The 20598-nt window shown below is 59.0% G+C and carries 19 protein-coding genes and 3 pseudogenes; 15 read left to right on the forward strand and 7 right to left on the reverse strand.

The window, feature by feature from the left end:
• Window positions 1-44: 44 nt before the first annotated feature.
• The 3 genes from merT to merA are packed head-to-tail and all read left to right on the forward strand — an operon-like array spanning window position 45 to window position 2376.
• On the forward strand, window positions 45-395 hold the full coding sequence (gene merT, locus M0P56_RS09525) for a mercuric ion transporter MerT (RefSeq protein ID WP_163059733.1): 351 nt from the start codon (window positions 45-47) through the stop codon (window positions 393-395).
• A gap of 12 nt (window positions 396-407) precedes the next feature.
• Window positions 408-686, forward strand: a complete 279-nt coding sequence (gene merP / locus M0P56_RS09530; RefSeq protein WP_163059735.1) for a mercury resistance system periplasmic binding protein MerP — start codon at window positions 408-410, stop codon at window positions 684-686.
• A 10-nt stretch (window positions 687-696) separates the two neighbouring features.
• Window positions 697-2376, forward strand: a complete 1680-nt coding sequence (gene merA, locus M0P56_RS09535; protein ID WP_163059737.1) for a mercury(II) reductase — start codon at window positions 697-699, stop codon at window positions 2374-2376.
• Between the two features lie 123 nt (window positions 2377-2499).
• On the opposite strand, the gene M0P56_RS09540 is transcribed toward merA, so the two are convergent.
• The 3 genes and pseudogenes from M0P56_RS09540 to M0P56_RS09550 all read right to left on the reverse strand — a co-directional run.
• Window positions 2500-4524, reverse strand: a complete 2025-nt coding sequence (locus M0P56_RS09540; protein WP_291509806.1) for a heavy metal translocating P-type ATPase — start codon at window positions 4522-4524, stop codon at window positions 2500-2502.
• Between the two features lie 142 nt (window positions 4525-4666).
• A complete protein-coding gene (locus tag M0P56_RS09545; RefSeq protein ID WP_291509807.1) occupies window positions 4667-4945 on the reverse strand; it encodes an SHOCT domain-containing protein in 279 nt (92 codons plus the stop codon).
• A 218-nt stretch (window positions 4946-5163) separates the two neighbouring features.
• Window positions 5164-5421, reverse strand: a pseudogene (locus M0P56_RS09550) (class I SAM-dependent methyltransferase); the annotation flags it as partial.
• A gap of 211 nt (window positions 5422-5632) precedes the next feature.
• Here M0P56_RS09550 and M0P56_RS09555 point away from each other — a divergent pair.
• The 9 genes from M0P56_RS09555 to M0P56_RS09595 all read left to right on the forward strand — a co-directional run bounded on the left by M0P56_RS09555 (window position 5633) and on the right by M0P56_RS09595 (window position 15000).
• Complete coding sequence (locus tag M0P56_RS09555; protein WP_163057214.1) at window positions 5633-5983, forward strand: hypothetical protein; 351 nt, start codon at window positions 5633-5635, stop codon at window positions 5981-5983.
• Window positions 5984-6077: 94 nt separating this feature from the next.
• A complete protein-coding gene (locus tag M0P56_RS09560; RefSeq protein ID WP_163057216.1) occupies window positions 6078-7388 on the forward strand; it encodes a TolC family protein in 1311 nt (436 codons plus the stop codon).
• On the forward strand, window positions 7385-8701 hold the full coding sequence (locus M0P56_RS09565; RefSeq protein WP_163057218.1) for an efflux RND transporter periplasmic adaptor subunit: 1317 nt from the start codon (window positions 7385-7387) through the stop codon (window positions 8699-8701). Before M0P56_RS09560 ends, M0P56_RS09565 begins: the two co-directional genes overlap by 4 nt.
• A complete protein-coding gene (locus M0P56_RS09570; RefSeq protein ID WP_163057220.1) occupies window positions 8694-11804 on the forward strand; it encodes a CusA/CzcA family heavy metal efflux RND transporter in 3111 nt (1036 codons plus the stop codon). Before M0P56_RS09565 ends, M0P56_RS09570 begins: the two co-directional genes overlap by 8 nt.
• A 22-nt stretch (window positions 11805-11826) precedes the next feature.
• Window positions 11827-12573: a cytochrome b/b6 domain-containing protein gene (locus tag M0P56_RS09575; RefSeq protein ID WP_291509808.1), complete on the forward strand. Its 747-nt coding sequence runs from the start codon at window positions 11827-11829 to the stop codon at window positions 12571-12573.
• Between the two features lie 127 nt (window positions 12574-12700).
• Complete coding sequence (locus M0P56_RS09580; protein WP_163059497.1) at window positions 12701-13063, forward strand: copper-binding protein; 363 nt, start codon at window positions 12701-12703, stop codon at window positions 13061-13063.
• 124 nt (window positions 13064-13187) lie between these two features.
• Window positions 13188-13496: a hypothetical protein gene (locus M0P56_RS09585; protein ID WP_163059495.1), complete on the forward strand. Its 309-nt coding sequence runs from the start codon at window positions 13188-13190 to the stop codon at window positions 13494-13496.
• Window positions 13497-13662: 166 nt separating this feature from the next.
• Window positions 13663-14106 carry a hypothetical protein gene (locus M0P56_RS09590; RefSeq protein WP_239060495.1) on the forward strand — a complete coding sequence of 148 codons (444 nt, stop codon included), beginning with the start codon at window positions 13663-13665 and terminating at the stop codon, window positions 14104-14106.
• A 690-nt stretch (window positions 14107-14796) separates the two neighbouring features.
• On the forward strand, window positions 14797-15000 hold the full coding sequence (locus M0P56_RS09595; RefSeq protein ID WP_014028272.1) for a hypothetical protein: 204 nt from the start codon (window positions 14797-14799) through the stop codon (window positions 14998-15000).
• A gap of 805 nt (window positions 15001-15805) precedes the next feature.
• Here M0P56_RS09595 and M0P56_RS09600 read toward each other — a convergent pair.
• From M0P56_RS09600 to M0P56_RS09610, 3 genes are all read right to left on the reverse strand, one after another.
• Window positions 15806-16990 (reverse strand): FAD-dependent oxidoreductase, encoded by a 1185-nt coding sequence (locus M0P56_RS09600; RefSeq protein ID WP_163059493.1) that lies wholly within the window; start codon window positions 16988-16990, stop codon window positions 15806-15808.
• A 161-nt stretch (window positions 16991-17151) separates the two neighbouring features.
• The gene (locus M0P56_RS09605) at window positions 17152-17658 is read right to left on the reverse strand and encodes a helix-turn-helix domain-containing protein (RefSeq protein WP_163059491.1); all 507 of its coding nucleotides are present in this window, start codon (window positions 17656-17658) and stop codon (window positions 17152-17154) included.
• A 126-nt stretch (window positions 17659-17784) separates the two neighbouring features.
• A complete protein-coding gene (locus M0P56_RS09610; protein ID WP_239060494.1) occupies window positions 17785-18222 on the reverse strand; it encodes an SHOCT domain-containing protein in 438 nt (145 codons plus the stop codon).
• Window positions 18223-18344: 122 nt separating this feature from the next.
• Here M0P56_RS09610 and M0P56_RS09615 point away from each other — a divergent pair, with 122 nt between their 5' ends.
• Entirely contained in the window at window positions 18345-18539 is a 195-nt protein-coding gene (locus M0P56_RS09615) for a hypothetical protein (protein ID WP_163059489.1), read from the forward strand.
• A 12-nt stretch (window positions 18540-18551) separates the two neighbouring features.
• On the opposite strand, the pseudogene M0P56_RS09620 reads toward M0P56_RS09615, so the two are convergent.
• Window positions 18552-18785, reverse strand: a pseudogene (locus M0P56_RS09620) (hypothetical protein); the annotation flags it as partial.
• 52 nt (window positions 18786-18837) lie between these two features.
• Here M0P56_RS09620 and M0P56_RS09625 point away from each other — a divergent pair.
• Together M0P56_RS09625 and M0P56_RS09630 are read left to right on the forward strand one after the other, a co-directional pair.
• Window positions 18838-19101: pseudogene (locus M0P56_RS09625) on the forward strand (ATP-binding protein); the annotation flags it as partial.
• A gap of 198 nt (window positions 19102-19299) precedes the next feature.
• Window positions 19300-20316, forward strand: a complete 1017-nt coding sequence (locus M0P56_RS09630) for an IS110 family transposase (protein WP_163059603.1) — start codon at window positions 19300-19302, stop codon at window positions 20314-20316.
• Window positions 20317-20598: the final 282 nt, after the last annotated feature.

The raw sequence follows: 20598 nt of genomic DNA on the forward strand, positions 1-20598 counted from the left end.
AAGTAAGGTTACGCTATCCAATTCAGATTCGAAAGGACTAGCGCATGTATGAACCACAAAACGGGCGCGGCGCGCTCTTCGCCGGAGGGTTGGCCGCCATCCTCGCCTCGACTTGCTGCCTCGGGCCGCTGGTCCTAGTCGCCTTGGGGTTCAGCGGCGCCTGGATTGGCAACCTGACTGTGCTGGAGCCGTATCGCCCGATCTTCATCGGCGCGGCGCTCATCGCGCTGTTCTTCGCCTGGCGGCGCATCTACCGCCCATCACAAGCCTGCAAACCGGGTGATGTCTGCGTGATTCCGCAGGTTCGCACGACCTACAAGCTCATTTTCTGGATCGTTGCCACCTTGATCCTGATTGCCCTCGCTTTTCCCTACGTCCTGCCGCTATTCTATTGAAAGGAGATTGTCATGAAAAAAATCGCTACCCTTCTGGCCCTGTCGGCCGCCCTGAGCGCGCCCGCTTGGGCCGCAACCCAGGCCGTCACGCTGTCGATTCCTGGCATGACCTGCGGCGCCTGCCCGATTACCGTGCGCGCTGCGCTCAAGCGGGAGCCTGGCGTGGAAACGGTTGGCATCGACGAGGCGCAAAAACAGGTCACCGTCACCTACGACGACAGCAAGACCAACGTGCAGGCTCTGACCCAAGCAACCAAGGATGCTGGCTACCCTTCCAGCGTCAAGCAGTGATGGCGAGATAATGGCTGACACGATCACTCTTCAAATCAAGGGCATGACCTGCGACTCGTGCGCCATGCACGCACAGCGGGCTCTGGAGAGGGTGCCCGGCGTGCGCTCGGCCTCGGTGTCCTATCCCCAGCGGCGAGCGGAGATCGAGGTGGACGCCAGCGTGGGCCTGGACCCGCTGGTTGCCGCAGTGGCAGCGCTTGGCTACCGCGCTCGGCTCCCTAACACGCCGAATAAGCCCGCCGACAAGGCGCCGGGCTGGCAGGACGGCGAGACGAAGCGTAGCGGCGATGATGAGGCACTCCATATAGCCGTGATCGGTAGCGGCGGCGCGGCGATGGCGGCGGCACTTAAAGCCGTTGAGCAGGGCGCACGCGTGACGCTGATCGAGCGCGGCACCATCGGCGGCACCTGCGTGAATGTCGGTTGCGTGCCGTCCAAGATCATGATCCGCGCCGCCCATATCGCCCATTTGCGCCGCGAAAGCCCGTTCGACAACGGCATCCAGGCGGTTGCGCCGACCATCCAGCGCGCGGCGCTGCTGGGCCAGCAGCAGACCCGCGTCGATGAACTGCGCCACGCCAAATACGAAGGCATCCTGGACGGCAATCCCGCCATCACGGTGCTGCATGGCGAAGCCCGCTTCAAAGATAGCCGCAACCTGGTCGTGCAACTCAACGGCGGCGGCGAGCGCATGGTAGCGTTCGACCGCTGCCTGATCGCCACTGGCGCGAGTCCGGCCGTGCCGCCGATTCCTGGTTTGAAAGACACGCCTTATTGGACTTCCACCGAGGCGCTGGTCAGCGAGGCTATCCCTGAGCGGCTGGCCGTGATTGGTTCGTCTGTCGTCGCGCTGGAACTGGCGCAGGCGTTCGCCCGACTCGGCAGCAAGGTGACGATCCTGGCGCGCAGCACGCTGTTCTTCCGCGAAGACCCGGCCATCGGCGAAGCCGTCACGGCCGCGTTTCGCATGGAGGGCATAGAGGTACTGGATCATACGCAGGCCAGCCAGGTCGCCCATGCGGACGGCGAGTTTGTGCTGACCACGGCGTACGGCGTGCTGCGCGCCGACAAGCTGCTGGTTGCCACCGGCCGCTCGCCGAACACCCGCAGCCTGGCACTGGATGCGGCAGGCGTCGCGCTCAACCCACAAGACGCTATTGTCATCGACCCCGGCATGCATACCAGCGTGGAACATATCTACGCTGCGGGCGACTGCACCGATCAGCCGCAATTCGTTTATGTAGCAGCAGCGGCAGGCACCCGCGCGGCGATCAACATGACCGGCGGCGACGCGACCCTGAACCTGACTGCGATGCCGGCCGTGGTGTTCACCGATCCGCAAGTCGCCACGGTCGGCTACAGCGAGGCGGAAGCGCACCATGATGGCATCGAGACCGACAGCCGCACGCTGACGTTGGACAACGTGCCGCGTGCGCTCGCCAACTTCGACACACGCGGCTTCATCAAGCTGGTGGCCGAGGTAGGCAGCGGACGCTTGATCGGCGTGCAGGCGGTCGCGCCGGAAGCGGGCGAGCTGATTCAGACGGCCGCGCTGGCGATTCGCAACCGCATGACGGTGCAGGAACTGGCCGATCAGTTGTTCCCCTATCTGACGATGGTCGAAGGGCTGAAGCTCGCGGCGCAGACCTTCAACAAGGACGTGAATCAGCTTTCCTGCTGCGCCGGGTGAGGAAAACGAGGTATTCGATGAACGCCTACTTTGCGACGGCAGTTGCCAGATGGGTTAATTAGCGATCCTGCGTTCGGGGAATCTCTGAACAAGCGACATGCTGGCTGCTTGCCGATCCATGCGCTAGGCGGTGAGCCGAACCCTCTGGAGGAGCTTGGCGTTGATGGCGACGATCACCGTGGAAACGGACATCAGGGCCGCCCCCACCGCCGGGGAAAGCACCAGGCCAATACTGTAAGCCACTCCGGCAGCAAGGGGGATCGCCACGATATTGTAGCCGGCACCCCACCACAGGTTCTGGATCATTTTGCGATAGGTCGCCCGGGAAAGTTCCAGGATGGCCGCCACGTCTCGGGGATCGGAGCGAACCAGCACGATGTCCGCCGACTCGATGGCGACGTCCGTGCCTGCCCCGATGGCGATCCCGACATCCGCCTCCACCAGGGCAGGCGCATCGTTGACGCCGTCGCCGACCATGGCCACGCGCAATCCCCGCGCCTTTACCTCCTTGATCTTCTCCGCCTTTTGTCCAGGGAGCACTTCGGCGAAATAGTCGTCCAGCCCCATTTCCTGGGCCACCCAACGGGCCACCGCTGCGGAGTCGCCGGTCAACATCATCACCTGTACGCCCATCCCCTTCAGCCGCGCGAGGGCTTCCCGCGACTCCGCTCGAATGATGTCGGCCAGCGCGACAGCCCCCGCCGGTTTCTCGTCAACGAGCAGGTATACCACCGTTTTGCCCTGGGATGCCAAGGCCGCGACCCGCTCATCGCTGACATCAAGGCCATGCTCCTTGAGATAGCCGGGGCTAACGACCTTCACATTGCGCCCATTTACAACGGCTTGTGCACCCTTGCCGGGGATGGCCTTGAATTCCTTGGGAGGCTCGAAGCCGATGCCCTTCGCTTTGGCATATGCCACGATGCCGGCGGCGATGGGGTGCTCCGACTGACTTTCGAGGGCCGCGGCGAGCCGTACGACCTCATCTTCGGCGTATCCGCCGAGCACGACCACATCCGTGACGCCGAACCGTCCCTCCGTCAAGGTCCCGGTCTTGTCGAACACCACCGCCTGCAGTTGGCGCGCCCGCTCAAAAGCAGACCGGTCCCGGATAAGCAGCCCATGCTGCGCCGCCATGGCGGTGGACACGGCGACGACCAGCGGAATCGCCAGGCCCAGAGCATGGGGACAGGCAATCACCATAACGGTGACCATGCGGGCCAGGGCGAACTCGAAGTGCTGGCCAATGACCAGCCAAATGGCAAGGGTAAGCCCCCCGACGCTCAACGCGGTAAGGGTCAGCACCAGGGCCGCGCGGTCGGCCAAGTCCTGGGTCCGGGAGCGGGACTCCTGCGCCCGGCGCACCATCTCGATGACCTGTGCAAGATAGGTTTCACTGCCGGTCTTGTGGACCTCGACGGTGATACTCGACTCCCCGTTAACCGAACCGCCGATAACTTCGTCGCCGCCCCCCTTCTCCACGGGCTGGCTTTCGCCGGTGAGCATGGCCTGATTGACGGTGGTTCGCCCTTCGACGATACGCCCGTCCGTAGGAATTTTTTCGCCAGGCTTCACCAATACCCGGTCACCGCGCTGCAGATTGGCGACCGGCACGTCCTTCATGCCCTCCGGGGCCACGAGATGGGCCTCGGAAGGCATCATTTGCACCAGTTTTTCCAGTGCGCCGGAAGCCCCCAGGACCGATTTCATCTCGATCCAGTGGCCGAGCAGCATCACATCGATCAGCGTGGCGAGTTCCCAGAAGAACACTTCACCCTGAACCCCGAACACGACGGCACTCGAGTAAAAATAGGCCACGCTGATGGCCAGGGCGATCAGCGTCATCATGGCTGGCTTGCGGGTTTCGAGCTCGGCAAACAGCCCCTTCAGGAAGGGCCAACCGCCGTAGAAATACACCCCGCTCGATAGCGCGAAAAGCACATAGGACGACCCCGTAAAGGCGAGAGCAGCCTCCAGTCCAAGCAGATGCTGGATAAGCGGCGACAAAAGGAGGATAGGGATCGTCAGGGCCAGCGATACCCAAAACCGTCGCCGGAAATCGGCGATCATGGTGGCATGGTTGTGACCGCCATGCGCACCGGGATGAGCGGTACCCATCCCGTGTTCTTGATGCCCCGAATGGTCCATGGAATCCTCTCCATTTTACCGCCGCAAGAGATTACAACGCTGGTTGCCGACCTTGGCCTTTAACCAACGAGACAAGCTGTCTACCACGGTCCCACCTGTTGGTAGCGCATCCGGACCAGCTTCGGCGGATGGGGAATCGTTATTATTCCAGGTCGCGACGTCTTTCCAGGTATTCATCCCTTCCTATTTCCCCGCGGGCATAGCGTTCATGGAGCACATCCAGCGCGGTGTTTTTCTCGCCACCCCGAATCCCGCGATCCGTGAAGGCCTGCACCAGAAACACGACGCCGGCAGCGATGGCAAAAATCAAAAGGCAAAGCAAAACCCAAAACAGGACCATGAATGCCGACCCGACCCAGCCGTAACCATTGAAAAAACCACCCATCATGTAAGGCCACATTTTCTGTTCCTCGTCGTTCACTCGCTACGCCACGGACCCAGAACAAACGCTCGTTGATGACCATTCAACGCCACTTCAGTGTAGTAGGCGGTGTCCACTTATTCCATCTTCTTTCAGACTATCCAATGGATGGTGGATGGGGACCACCTCAGCCATCGGTGTCCTGGCGACTGGGATATGGTCCTCGGCAAGTCACTCGGCCACCCTACCTCCGCTGCCAATGGTCCCCCCGTTGACCATTAGATATCTTCCCATCTCACCTCTGCCTCGCGGTAAATTCGGTCCACATATTGGTAACGGCACCCCACATAGATTGCCCAGATGCGATAGCGTTTCTCGCCGATCATGGCAACAGCCTCTTCCTTGTGTTCCTCCAGGCTGCGGACCCAGTGGATGAGGTTCTGGGCGTAGTGGGGGCGGAAGTTTTCCACGTCCAGGACTTTCAGGTGCTGGCCGGCCATTTCGTGGACCTCCCGCCAGAGATGGAGGATCTCGCCGTCGGAAAAGACTTACAAACACCGACGGTTGGAGCGATAGAAAAAGCTATGGATAAGGGGCGCGCCAGTAAGGGCGGGAAGCGCGGCACTCAGTCGCGGGCTCGGGAGAGCATTGACATTTGATGGCCGTTGAGTTGTGATAGCCGGACTAACGTCTTGAGATTGGGGTACTGTGCGCGTTTTTCGCCCGTTCGTTCGCCGGATAGCCTTTATGGCCCTGCTTCTACTGTTGCCTTGGATGGTGACACCCGTAGACGCTGCCCCGGCGCTGTGCGCCCTGTCGATGACAGGGGTAGCCGCACACGGCACACAAATGCCGTGTTGCGAACAGGCCCTTGGTGCTCCGGCCCAGCAAGGCACCTGCCTGACTGCTTGCTGCCACCACGATATGATGACGCCGGTGGCGGAGAGTGTCGACAACATCACCCCCGCCATGCCGGCCTTCGCCGTTTCCGTCGCGTCCTGGCTTATCCTCCCTTCTCCTAAGCCCGTTCCCCACTTTCTCCACGTTGCGGTCCACACTGGTCTTCCCCCGCTCTCCGCAGTTCGTTTTCTCATTTAGCCTCCCGCCTGAATCCGTAGTTCCGCGCGCATAGTCGCGCCGGACAGGAAATCCGCGTCTTCGGCCCTAACCCGGGCCGCATGTGGAGACTATTATGAGCGATGTGCAAAGAAGTTCTGGAAATAAATATTTTCTAAAGTGGGTTGCGGCCATTCGCAGGGGCGCAGAGCTACTCTCCCTTCCCGTCATGCTGATGATGGTGTTTAGCCCTTATGCCAGTGCCGTCTCATTGAGCCTGCAGAGCGCGGAAGCAATTGCCCTGCGACAAAATCCCGGTCTCGGCGCCCTGACCCAAAAGATTGCGGAACTACGGCACAAGGCCGTGGCGGTGGCCCAACTGCCCGATCCGCATCTTGATCTCGGTGCCGTGAACCTGCCCCTCAACAGCTTCTCCATGAACCAGCAGCAGATGAGCATGCTGAGCGTGGGCCTGAGTCAGACTTTTCCCTCTTTTGGCAAACTGGGGCTGGAAGGACAGCAGGCGGGGGTCGAGGCCCAGGCGGCCGCCGACACCCTGCGCGGCCAGTCCGCCGAGCTGGTGTTGTTACTGCGCCGTGCCTGGCTGCAAGCCCTCTATGCCGAAGATGCCGTGGCAACGGTCCGGCATCAGGAACAATTACAGGCCGCGAGCGTGCAAGCGGCGCTGGCACTCTACCGGTCCGCTCAGGGGTCCCAGGCCGATGTGCTCCGCGCCCAACTGGCGCGTGACAACCTGGCCAATGATATCAGCAAATTGCAGGCGGAGCGGGCAAGCGATCTGGCGCAAATCGCGCAGATCCTGAATCTGCCGGAACCACCGGCCATAGAGCATCAATGGCCGAACCTGCCACCCCCGCCCACCCTTGCCGAAGCGGAAGCTCGCCTCTCCGGCCAACCCCTCCTACGCGCCGCCCAGGCGCAAACCCGCGCGGCGCAAATGGGCGTGCAGGTAGCCAAAACTGGCTATTGGCCGGAAGTCACGGTCAGTGTCGATTATGGTCAGGATTTCTACCCCGGCAGCCCCAACTGGCTGTCAGCGGGGGTTGACCTGAGCCTGCCCATATTTCCGGGAGACCGCCAGGACCAGGACGTTGCCGCCGCCCGGGCCAAGGCCTTGCAGGCGCAATATCGCTACGACGATCAGCATCTGGCCCTGACCCAGCAGGCGCGCGCCACCTTCGCCCGCTACGCAGCCCTCAAGACCGAGTTGGAGCGTACCGACCAACGCCTGCTGCCTACCGCACGGGATGCCTTTTCCGCGACGCTCGCTGCCTACTCGGCGGGACGTGCCGAACTGAGCGCGGTGCTGCGTACCCAGAAGGACGCGCTGGACTACGCCCTGACCCGCCTGCAATACCGCCGCGACCTGGCCCTCAGCGCCGCAGAGCTGGATTTCCTCACCACCGAAGGAGGAGCACAACCATGAAGTCACGCAACTGGATCATCGGTGTCGGCTTACTCGTCCTTGGCGTAGCCCTCGGGGCGGGTGCGGTGTGGTGGCTGCGGGTCCCTGCCGCCGCGCCTAGCACCAACTCCACTGTAACCCATTCTCCGAAAAGCACGCCCAAGGGACGGCATATCCTCTACTGGGCTGCCCCCATGGACCCCAAGATTCATTCGGATCACCCGATGAAGGACAGCATGGGTATGCCTTATATACCGGTGTATGCCTCCAGTCCGAGCGCGCAAAAGGCGTCCGGCCTCAGCATCGATCCGCGCCTGGCGCAAAACCTGGGAGTGCGTCTCGTGGATGTCCAGCACCGTCAGATGGGCCACGCCATCCACACCGTGGGCACCGTGGCGGTGGACGAGAATCGTGTCTATTCCGTCACTCCACGTTTCTCCGGCTGGGTGACACGCTTGAACGTCCGGGCCGTAGGTGACCCCGTGCAGCGCGGCCAGGTGCTCGCCGAGATATATTCTCCCGAGCTGTATAGTGCCCAACAGGAATATCTCATTGCCCGCCGCCAGGGCGGGACGACGGAAGACCCCGCACTGCTGGCGGCAGCCAGGGCGAAGTTACGACTGCTGGGCATGCCGGAAGACCAGATCGCGGCGCTCGCCCGGCACGGCACAGCGGAGCGGGACGTGCCGCTCCTGGCGCCCGCTTCCGGGGTGGTCGAAACCCTCAATGTGCGCCAGGGTGGTTATGTCTCGCCGCAGACCAATGCCTATGCAATCGCCAATCTCGACCGGGTCTGGGTCAATGTGGCGCTCTACTCCTATCAGTTGCCGTGGGTACGGATCGGCAACCCCGTGCGTCTGCATCTGCCAGCCTATCCCGGCAAGACCTGGGAAGGACGTTTGAGCTTCCTCTACCCGACCCTCGACCCCAAAAGCCGGACGGTGACGGCCCGGCTGAGCTTTCCCAATCCCGGCGGGAATCTGCGCCCCGGCACCTACGCCACCGCCACTATTTTAGCCAGCCCCAAGGAGACTCTGGCGGTGCCCAGCAGCGCCGTACTGCGTACCGCTCAGGGGGATTACGTGATGCTGGGTGAGAGTAACGGGCATTTTCTGCCGGTGGAGGTCGCTCTGGGGGCGGAGGCCGACGGCTGGGTGGCCATCGACAAGGGCCTTGAGGCGGGGGATCGGGTGGTGGAGAGCGCGCAGTTCCTGCTCTATTCCGAATCTCAGTTCCAGTCCGTCAAGGCCCGTATGCTGGGGGGCAACACGGCGCCCACCACGAGTGCCACGGCCGGGATGAACAGGGGTCAGGGAGGCCAGTCTCATGATTAGGGCGATTATGCGCTGGTGCATGGCCAATTACCTGCTGGTCGTGATCGCCGTTCTGGTGTTGATCGTTGGTGGTACGTTGGCGGTGATGAATATCCCGCTGGAAGCCATCCCCGACATCTCGCCCACCCAGGTCATCGTCAAGACCTCCTATCCGGGTCAGGCTCCGCAAATCGTTCAGGACCAGGTCACCTATCCCCTGGAGACCACCCTGCAGGAGGTACCCGGTGCCCAGGCCGTGCGTGGCTACTCCATGTTCGGGGACTCCTATGTCTATGTCCTCTTCAAAGGGGGCACCAGCATCTATCAGGCCCGCAACCTAGTACTCCAATACCTGAGTCAGGTACAGTCCAAACTGCCGCCGGGGATCACGCCAGCCCTGGGTCCCAACAGTTCGGGGGTGGACTGGATCTTCGAGTACGCCCTCAGCGATCCCGGCGGGACCTTGAATCTCGCCCAGCTCACCACCCTGCAGAACTGGTTTCTCAAATACGAACTGCAAGGCATCCCTGGCGTCGCGGAGGTGGCCACGGTGGGGGGCATGGTGCAGGAGTACCAAGTGGTGGTGGACCCCCAGAAACTCCTCGCCTACAACCTGACTCTGCCGGAGGTAGAGACCGCCATCCGTGCTGCCAACGGGGAAACCAGTGGCTCGGTGGTGGACATGGGAGAAGCGAGTTATATCGTCCGCACCTCGGGTTACATTCGTTCCCTGAAAAACCTGGAGGATGCGTCGCTGGCCGTGCGCGACGGCGTGCCCATTACGCTGCGGGAGGTGGCTCGGGTGCAGTTGGGCCCGCAATTACCCAATGGCATCGCCGATCTCAACGGCCAGGGCCAGGTGGTGGGTGGTATCGTGATGATGAACCAGGGCGGCAACGCCTATGCCCTCATCCGCCAGATCGAGCGCAAGCTGAAGGACATCCGGCCCTCCCTGCCCAAGGGGGTGCAGGTCGTCACGACCTATAGCCAAGCCCCGCTCATCCAGCGCAGCATTCATACCCTGACCGGCAAGTTGCTGGAAGAATCCCTGGCGGTAGCACTTATTTCTCTGCTTTTCCTGCTGCGTGCGCGTTCGGCGCTGGTGGCCCTCGTCGCCCTGCCGCTGGGAATACTGGCCGCCCTCCTCATCATGTGGGCGATGGGCATCCCCGCCAACATCATGTCCCTGGGCGGCATCGCCATCGCCATCGGCGTGATGATGGATGCCCCCGTGGTCATGATCGAGAATATGCACAAGCATTTGGAACACAACCCCGGCGTCGACCCTTGGGCGGCGGCCATAGCGGCGGCGGAGGAGGTCGGTCCAGCCCTGTTCTTCTCGCTGATCATCATCGCCGTTTCCTTCCTGCCGGTCTTCGCCCTGGGCGGCGAGGAGGGCAAGCTCTTCGCGCCGCTCGCCTTCACCAAGACGTTTTCCGTGGCCGCCGCCGCCATGCTCTCGGTAACCCTGGTGCCCATCCTCATGGCTTGGTTCATTCGCGGCCGCATCCTCCCCGAAAGCAAAAACCCCCTGAATCGGGTCCTGGCTTTCCTCTACCGACCGGTCATCCACAGTGTCCTGCGCGCTCCCTGGATCATTTTGGTCCTCGCCCTGCTGCTCACGGCCACCCTCTACTACCCCTGGAACCGCCTGGGGTCGGAATTTATGCCACCCCTGAACGAGGGGACGCTGCTCTACATGCCGGTCACCCAGGATCCGGCAGTCTCCATCGGCCAGGCGGCCACGCTCCTGCAGCAGACGGACCGCATCCTGAAGACCTTCCCCGAGGTGGAGACGGTTTTCGGCGAGGCCGGAAGGGCACAAACGGCGACCGATCAATCGCCCCTGTCCATGTTTGATACGGTGGTGAATTTGAAAAATCCCGACCAGTGGCCAGCCGGGATGACCATGCACAAGCTGCAAAGCAAGATGAACAAAGCCTTGCAAGTCGCCGGTCTGTCGAATATCTGGACGCAGCCGCTCAAAGGACGGGTGGATATGCTGACTACCGGTCTCCAGACGCCATTAGGCATTAAAATCGGCGGAACGGATCTCGATACCCTGAACCGCCTGGGGCAGGAACTCCAAACGGTTTTGCGCAAGGTCCCTGGGACCCAAAGCGCCTATGCGGCCCGCGTCACCGGTGGCCGCTATATCGTCGTGCACACCGACCGCGCCAAGGCCGCCCGCTACGGCCTTTCGGTGGCGGATGTGAACCGTCTCGTGGAGACGGCCATCGGTGGCGAGGTCCTGACCACCGCGGTACAAGGACTGGAGCGCTTTCCGGTGGATCTCCGTTACCCCCGGGAACTGCGCCAGTCCCTGTCCACCCTGATGGAAAGCCGCATCGCCACGCCCGACGGTGCCCAGATCCCTCTGGCCCAGGTAGCCGATCTCCGCATTGAGGGAGGGCCAGCCATGCTCACTAGCGACAACAGTCGTCTGAACAGTTGGATCTACATCGACCTGAAGCCCGGCACCAACATCGGTGCCTATGTGCCCCGCGCCAAAGCGGCGATTGCGAAAGCCGTCCGTCTCCCAGGAGGTTATACCATCTCCTGGGTAGGCCAGTATCAGGTCATGGAGCAGGCCGCCAAGCGCCTGGAGCTGGTCATTCCCGCCGTCATTCTACTGATCGCCCTGCTCCTCTACTTCAACTTCAAAAATTGGGTGGAGGTGACCATCATCCTGCTCACCCTGCCCCTGTCCCTGGTCGGCGGTTTCTGGCTCGTCTACTGGCTCGGCTACAAACTCTCGGTGGCCGTGGCTGTGGGCTTCATCGCCCTGGCGGGGGTGGCGGCAGAATTCGGGGTGGTGATGCTCCTCTACCTGGATCAGGCCCTCATCCGGCGGCAGGCCCGTGACGCCTTGCAGACCTGGCACGACCTTCAGTTGGCCGTCATCGAGGGGACCATGCTGCGCCTGCGGCCTCTGGCCATGACCTTGACCCTGGTGGTGGGTGGCCTCTTACCTATCATGTTCAGCCATGGCGCCGGCGCCGATGTGATGAAGCGTATTGCCGCCCCCATGGTGGGCGGTATGTTCAGCGCCGCGTTACTGGCGCTGCTGGTGATCCCTGCACTCTACGCCCTGTGGCAGAAGCGGCGATTGGGCCTGCGCTGATGGTACGGATGAGGAGGAAGTCATGACATCGACAACGGATAACCGTTATATCCTGCACCCTGTCTGGGACCCGCTGCTGCGGGCACTGCATTGGTGGATGGCGCTTGCCATGATGGCGCAATTCACCTCAGGCGCGACCCTCCTGGTCTTGGGTAACGACATGTCTGACGCCCTGATGGGAAAGATCGACATCATCCATTATGTCGGCGGCTATGCTTTCGCCGCCGGGCTGGTGGTGCGCATCATCTGGCTCTTTGTCGGCCCGCCGACGGCGCGCTGGCGCGACCTCCTGCCCCTGACGTCAGCCCAGCGCCGCATCTGGCGGGAAACCCTCGCCTGCTATCTGAGCGGTTTTCGCCGCCCGATTTCTCCCTATCGGGGGCATAACGCTTTTGCCGGTCCTGCCTATCTCGCCTTTTTCCTGATTGCCGTGGTGCAGATCGCCTTGGGTATCCGTCTCTCGCTCATGCCGGGTAGTGAAGCGATGAATTCCCCATTGATGGTGATGCATGAATGGGGTTTCTTTCTGTTGCTTGCCTTCGTCATTGTCCATGTGGTGCTCGTGATGGCGCACGAGATCGCGGGCCGCCACGGTTTGATATCGGCCATGATCCACGGCCACAAGGGATTCACCGAGTCGGAGCACCAAGCCCTTCATGCCGATTGGGACGCTGCGCTCAGTGTCCAGGCGGACCCGAGCGGCGGGACGGAAGGGCTGGACGATATGACTTCAAATAACGGAGATGACACGAAAACCAGGCATGAGTGATGGATAGGCGAGTGGTACGGACGCGCAATTTCGCCGTTGGTGGAAAAAGGCCAACTGGAAATTGTTGCCATAACTAAGTGCTTAGACTTTGATAAACAAACAGTTCACCAACAGCAAGGAGACGAACATGAAACGTTTTTATCTCACCCTCATCCTGGCGTGTTCGGCGGCGGCCACGCTTCCGGCATATGCGGCCACGGGCAACGTGCCAGGCAAGGACAATATGCGCACTGTGTCGGGCCAAGCGACCAAGGCCCAAACCTTCATGGGGCAGGGCAAAATCAACAGCATCAATCCTGATGCGAACACGGTCAACATTGCCATGGGTCCCGTCAGGGCCCTTGGCTGGCCCAGTATGTCAATGAATTTCTTGCTCCAGAACACGGCCATGCTCAACGGCCTCAAGACTGGAGAGATCGTGAATTTCGTCTTCGCAAAGGATACCGCCGGGGGGTACGTCATCACTAGGATCACGCCGGTCAGACAATGAAAACACGAAGTAACCCTGTAATCCGGCCAAGTTCCCCTCGGGGAACACCACGGGGATATTATCGAGTTATATCATCCACTGGATTTCTACTAAATTTATCTGAATCAATACAGGAGGATTCACCATGACGCCGGGAACATCCCGCCAAGAGACAAGCAAAGAAAGTCAGATCATGACAATCAGACTTCGCCATGCTGCCCTGCGGGGTTTTATGATGACGATCCTTATGACCGCGCCATTATCTGCCTATGCACGCGAAGATCATGCGCCAACTAATCCAAGGTATGAGACAAAAATACTGAAAGATAAAGCAGAATATTTAACGTACACCATGATTGTACAGATCAAGGATGGTCACTGGGAGGAAGTCGTTAAGAACGCCCAAAAGGTTGCCGAGATTGGCAAACAAATACAGGCAATAAACGCTTATTGATGTGACTGCTGGCGCCATCAGACCTTCATGACGGGCAGGAACGCTGCATCTACCGGCGGGCCACAACGAACTCGTCCTGCTGCCGCCCAACGACAATCTCCAGCAGGTCCCAGGCAGCCCACATCTCCAGGGGTTCTCGGCCACTACGGTCGGTATCAAGCACGAATTGGGCTATACCAAACACTGGCTGGGGGCTGTGGAAAGCTTGTTTACCCTGCCCTCCGGAAACCCGGCGTTTGGCAGCCGGGGGACAGGGGTAGCTTTTAACGGTATCGTTGATTATGCCCCCAGTAACGACACCGGGATATCCTTGCAATTGGGCGTCACATCTCAGACCAATCCCGCACTCGCAGGAGATGGTCGCTTCACCAGCGTTAATCCGGACATCACCTTTACCTGGTTGCCTTTGTGGAATCTACAGTTCTATGGCGAGATCTACGGACAAAGCCGCACGGGGCCGGGCCTGGGGTCCGGTTTTGATGCGGACGGCGGTGTGCAGTACCTGCTTACCCCCTACTGTGAGGTGGACCTCGAAGAAGGTGTGCGCTTGAGCGGAAACCTAGGTGGATTTACCCATTACTTCGGGGCAGGGATGGGTTTCCTGTTCTGATCCGTTAGGATCCTTAGACAAAATGGTATCAGATGTCCTGACAATGCAGCGGCCCCTCGACGTAACGAGGCATTGCAAAGCGATGGGGGTGCGACAATTTGCCGCATGTAACCGTATCCGTATCATCTGTAAGATAACTTACCCTGGGACGAGGAATCTGGTGTCTGTCAGCGATAATCAGTGCGGCCTAGCTTTAACGGTGTCTTTGGTGTCGTGCCGGGGTGAAGGTTAAATTCCAGGTCCAACCTGGGAGGTGGACGGTCCTGCTACTGTGGCCAAATATGCCGAACTCCTTCAATAACCCAGGTGTGCAAAGCGAATTTTCGATCAACTGATGGGCATCATGCCGATGGTCGGTGGAGCGGGCGAGAAGGGCCCCACATCCATGCCCCAAGTTGCCAGGATTCAGGATGTAAAGTGCTTACAGTGTAGACAATACCGGAACCCTCCCTATGAGGCGCTGTGCGCGCGCAGTGAATACCCAAAGTGCGTCGGGGGCAGCGGTGTTCGTCGCGTCGGTTATCCTCCATCACGCCATGCCGCCATCTGACATGCGCCAGCTTGCGTCATCGCAGTCCATCTCGATAGTTAGCCCCATCGAGGTAGTTAAACTATCCATCACTGCACATGATAGCGCTTGAGCCAAGAGTGAGAGCGACTGATCGCATGATAATTGAAAAGGACGCCATCATGAATAAGCTCCTCGTCGCGCTGTTCGTAATAACCGCCGTTGCAGGGTGTTCGCGTTCCGATGGTCTGGATGATAGCCATACCGTGAAATGGTACATGGCGCACGATGCCGCCGCCTACCCCTCTTTTCTTGTGGGTTTTTTGGGGCCGGCGAATTCAAATAATAACCACCCTCCCTCTGCGCCCAGGAAACCTGAAGCGTAAAAGACCTCGTAAGGTGTCTGGTATCACAGACACTTTCAAGGCGGCAATTCAGTCGACCAGCGCAGGGCGGCGACGTCGTGTCGCCCCGCGTAAAACTCTGCCCGGAACTGGACGGCGAACTTGCCCTGCATCTGGTACGCGGCCAAGGTTTTTCCCCGAAGGCCAGTTGCGGGTACATCTCTGCGGTCAACCGGTGGACACGCGCGGACCTTACGATGGGCTGTATACTCTAACCAGCAACATTCTGTATCGGGGTCCATTGTCCGGTCCGCCTTCATCAACCGCGCGGGCCTCCAGATGAAAGTCCTACTGCTGTCACGGGTCGGTAATACGGTGCCACCGAAGGGCGACGTAATGGCGCCATTTCAAACTGGGACCATACCGATTTCTTGGCAAAGTACGCAGCCATTTTTTTACGGTATCCTGCTCCATGCGCACTTGCGCCAATTCCTTTGGGAACTGTTCATTTTCCGCTTCCAGTACCACCACGGTGCGCGCCCCCATCGGCGCCTAAGGTGCATGCGCCATGCCTCGACCCTACTTTAGGGGAGGACTCAGCGGCAACGCTTCGTCTTTACCCGACTGTGGTGTGGCTACACCACTCGCGATCTGGCGAGCTGCCGACTATCGGCCTACCAGTGCGGGCGGTAGGGTTGATATATAACTGGGGGAGCTGGTATGCCCGATTGACTTTCCCGGAGTCTCGTGTCGTATGTTGGCAAAACGTAGTAGCTGGGTGCCGATCCGGAGCGTAATGCCTGAGAGCGCATGGCGCGGGATGCGGTGCACGAATGGCGGTGCACGACTACAAATAGCGAAGATAGAACAGGAACATTCGTTCGAATGCTTCTTTTACAAAAATCAAGCTCTTCGAACGCCGCGGAAAAATATTTCGAAACGGGGGTCTACCGTCTTCCGATCTATGTAGCCACATGGCATCATCCTCCATATCTAGGATACACGAAAGCTCCTGTCTATAAAGATTCGTGGATCTCTTGCCATTTAAGATTTCTTTCATGTTTTTTGCCGCTGCGCTAGCGCGAAGTTGAGCCATGTGGGCTTGATGCGGCACCCATGGCGGTGGGTTTTCATGAGTAGCACAATCTCCTGCAGCAAAAACACGAGGTAGCCCCTTTACCTGTCCATATTTATCTACATCAATGTGGCCGCCAATAGACACGGGAAGGCATGACTTCTGCACAAGCGATGGTCCCGTTATTTCAGGGGAATAGAGGACCAAATCGGCCTTCCTGAACGTGCCATCCTTATCGGCCATCCTTCCATCTAAAAATTCTGCTGGCTCATATCCATCGTCAAGGATAATCCCGCGCTCACGTAGTCGATCGGTTATCGCACCTTTCTCTCCCGGGCTTCTATCTGGGGAAAAGAAATGAATCTCAAAATTATTTCTTACCCCTCTTTCTCTCAAGGCGTAGTCCAAGAGGCAGGCGCATTCATACATGGGGCCGGGACGTCCGGCAACGAAACCGTCCCTCCGGTTAATCTTATAGCCGACATATATGACACCACCACTCAGGGATTCCAGTTTTTTTACAAATCCATCCATGTCATCCGGACCATAACATGGCGAATATGTGTAGTCTTCTGTTCCAGGAGTATCGTCTTTCCTAAAGGCTGGTCCTATGCCTATAAATAGATAGTCATTCTTGTATTCTCCATCATGGGTAATCACGGTTCGCCCACCATCCTGTATATCGATAACGGCACCATCAATAAGGCGAATGTTCCGCCGCCTAAGAAATGGACGGATATCAACGGTGATATTTTTTTTGTTTCGTTTCCTTGTGAGGAACTCAGGAATTGCCGGAAAGTAAATGAACCTCCCATTTCCGATTACCGTGATGTCGTATCGGGAATATAACCTTGGAAAAAAATAAGCGATGACAGGAAAGATGGGGATGGAGAGAAAATACCTAATGAAGAACAGGGATGCGAATCCGGTGCCTATGATGGTAATTTGTTTCTTCATTAAGTATCCCTTTTCAAGTTGTGGAAAATCAGGAATAGTGGCTTGGTGGTGGCGGCGGCGTTTAGTCCTTAGTCATGCTCAAAGACGTTATGCCCAATGAGCAAGCGATCATTCCAGGGGACGCGCATCTATACATGCCCGCCACAGGGAACCGTCAGCCGTTAGGATTTTTCGACAGTTTCCGCATGCAGGCGGATTTTTCCCTGATTCTGCAAGTGGGCCAGCAGAGCGGTCACGCTCGCCGGACTCATGGAAAGCGCGGCGGCCAGAGCCTCCGGGTCCAGGCTGCCGCCGCGCTCCTCAATAAGCTTTAGAACATCACCTTCCCGGGCCGCGAGCCATTCTTCAAAAAGTTGGTGAAGTTCAGGCTGCGCATAGACCGCCAGTGAAGTGGTGCGACGCATGGTGTCCAGCATTTCCGTACACATTCCCATGCATGTCCCCATCATCTGTTGCATCGGATTGTCGCCGCTTTCCGCTTCTTCTCCTTTCTGGCCCATCATCTTCTGCATCATCGCCATAGAGCCTCCGCCACCATGGCTGTGCTGCCCCATCATTTTTTTCATCATCTTCATTTCCATGGACATGGGGCTACCACCACCTTCTTTCGACGGCGCGGCAGTTTCGTGCGGACTCTCCGTCTGAGCCTCTGGTGTTTTCGTTTCCATTTAAAACCTCCTGAAGCGGAGCTTGCTATAAATAAAATAAGGCATGGTCTGGATACAGATGGACCACGTCCGCTTTTCCCCTTACTCGGGAAGCCAAAAAAAGAACACCGTAATGATAAGGCTGTATTATTCCAGATCCTTGCGCATCTTCTGGTATTCTTCGCGGGTGATCTCGCCGCGCGCATAGCGCTCGTTCAGAAGCTTGAGAGCGACACTTCCATTGTCATTCACGCCGCTCCCGCACCCATGGCGATGTCTGCAGACAAAAGCCCCGCGTATCAGCAAGGCAACGCCACCCACGATGACCAGCAGCCACAGCAATCCCCAAAACAGTCCGAAACCGCCCATCATGCCAGGACCGTAATAGCCGGAGCCCCAACCACCCATCATGTCCGGGCCATAGTAGTAGGCTGCGGGCGGCACCGTCTGGCGGTAAACCGGCGCTTGACTAGTGGCGGTAGCAACCGTTTGCGCCAAGGCGCATACCGGTGCCATCATTAACCCTATCGCTATGCCGGCCATGCGGATTCCCTTTTTTCGCTGTGCTGCATCCATGCCGTTCATCAGAAAATCCCCTGTCGTAGAAATGCCGGAATGCCATCTCGTCAGTGCAAGTATAGTCCGGCTCACAGGTGTTTACCGTCTCGGTGGTCACGTGCAGACAATCATGGGTAATGACACTCAAAATGCTGGACATTACATTGGTGGGGGGGACGCGAGAGATTCCTGAAAAGATTGCCGAGTTTTATCAACTTGGTTTGAAGGAGGTGGATACTGCTTCTGGGGTGAAGTGTTTAATGGTTACTATTCGGATCTTTGCTGATATGCAAGGAATGCCTGAATACTGGATCATTGTAGGGAAGAGTATCGTTTCAGACTAAAGAGTGTGGGGTCTACCAGCGATTGCTGTTACTTTTATACTTGTGATAATGCCACGGTCGGCGTCTGTCAAGGTAGATACGCGTGCCCCATTTTTTAGCCGCCTTTTCATCCTGTCGCTGCGGGTTCAAATCTACCGCACCGATCGGTGTCCAATTGCGTGTGCCGCCTGACCAGTGCGCAGGATTTTTCGCCTTGGCCGCCTCATAGAGCGTATGGCGTTTCGCCAGCAACGCATGATCTTCGCCCGGTGACGCTGGGCCGGGGGCGGTCAAGCGTCCGTATTGATCGCATTGTTAGCTCGTGCTGGACGACTGGGGGCTGGAAACCCTGACGGATCGGAGCCGACATGACCTCCTGGAGATCCTGGATGACCGTTACCAAACCGGTTCCACCCTGGTCACCTGTCAATTACCCGTCGAGCACTGGCATGACAGCATTGGCGATCCCACCTTGGCGGACGCCATTCTGGATCGCCTGATCCACAACGCCTACAGGCTGACTATAGACGGAGAATCCATGCGGAAGAAACAGCGGTTGACCCCATCGGCCCAGTCGGCGTAACGTCCTTTTACCCGCGTCGCTACGCTCCGCCTGCCCCGGCCGAATGGCCGTGGACAGGGTGGCCGGATCATCGTGGAACCAGTGGCCGGATGCCGATGGATTGAGTGGCCGAATGGCGTAATGGGATGAACGTCCTCTTCCCCCCAGCCGTGGTCTGATGCCACGATGGGGCTCTATCGAAACAAGGAGGTTCATCCCATGAAAGAAATTACAACCCTGGGCATCGACCTGGCAAAAAATATCTACCAACTGCATGGTGTGGATCGCCATGGTAAGCCCATTCTGAAAAAGGCTGTCAGTCGGGCCAAGCTGCTGGAGACGCTGGGCAATCTGCCGCCGTGTCTCGTGGGCATCGAAGCTTGCGGCGGCGCCCATCACTGGGCACGGGAGATTGGCAATCTGGGCCACCAGGTACGCATCATTGCGCCCCAATTCGTCGTTCCCTACCGCAAGAGCGGCAAGAACGACGCCAATGATGCAGAAGCCATCTGCGAGGCGGTATCCCGCCCGAGCATGCGTTTCGTCGCCATCAAGACACTGGAACAGCAGGCGGTCTTGGTAGTGCATCGAGTACGCGAGGCAATCAAGGCGGAACGGACGGCGTTGATCAACCAGATCCGGGGGTTGTTACAGGAATTTGGCATTGTCCTGCCCCAAGGAGCGGCAACCTTTTCCAAGCGGCTGGTGGAAGCACTGGCGGACTCGGAAATCCCCCTGGATGCGGTGAGCGTCTTTTCCGAATTGCGCGGGCATCTGCTGCGGCTGGAAGAGCGGCTGGCGGATTATGACCGGAAGATCGCACGTCTGGCACAAGACGAGACGGCGCGGCGGCTGGCGGAGATTCCCGGCATTGGTCCAGTCACCGCTACGGCGGCGGTGGCGACGGTGGGTGACGCTAGGCTTTTTCGCAATGGTCGGGAACTCGCGGCCTGGGTTGGGCTGGTGCCGAGGCAATCCAGTTCTGGTGGAAAGACCCGCTTGGGAAGGATTACCAAGCAGGGAGACAGTTACCTGCGCACCCTGTTTGTACAGGGGGCCTTGGTCGTGATCCGGCATCTGGGAGAAAAGACCGATCCGCGATCTCAATGGATCAGAGCACTAGTGGCGCGCCGGGGGATTCAGAAGGCCGCTGTGGCGCTGGCGGCCAAGATGGTACGGACGGCGTGGGCCATTATGGCGCGGGGCGAGCATTACCGGTTGGCAGCCAGTGGCTAAAGGCAATGGCGACAACTGCGCCAGGTAAACAAGTTGTGAAATAAAGGAGGTTCTCAAGTTCCACGATTGCTGGATGACGAGAGATGGCGGATAGGTCGAACCAGCGCCTGCAAACCCTGGGTATTCCACAGGCTCCCGAAGCCGATAGCGTGATGAGGAGCAGGCGCGCGGATAGTCCATTAGGGCCAGGGCTGATGCCCAACAACAGGCCGGATACATGTGTGCAGTCAACCCAATCCAAAATCTACGGCATCTTGCAAAACCGAGGACGTTCATACATGG

The organism is Acidithiobacillus sp., from assembly GCF_023229925.1.
Lineage (GTDB): Bacteria > Pseudomonadota > Gammaproteobacteria > Acidithiobacillales > Acidithiobacillaceae > Acidithiobacillus.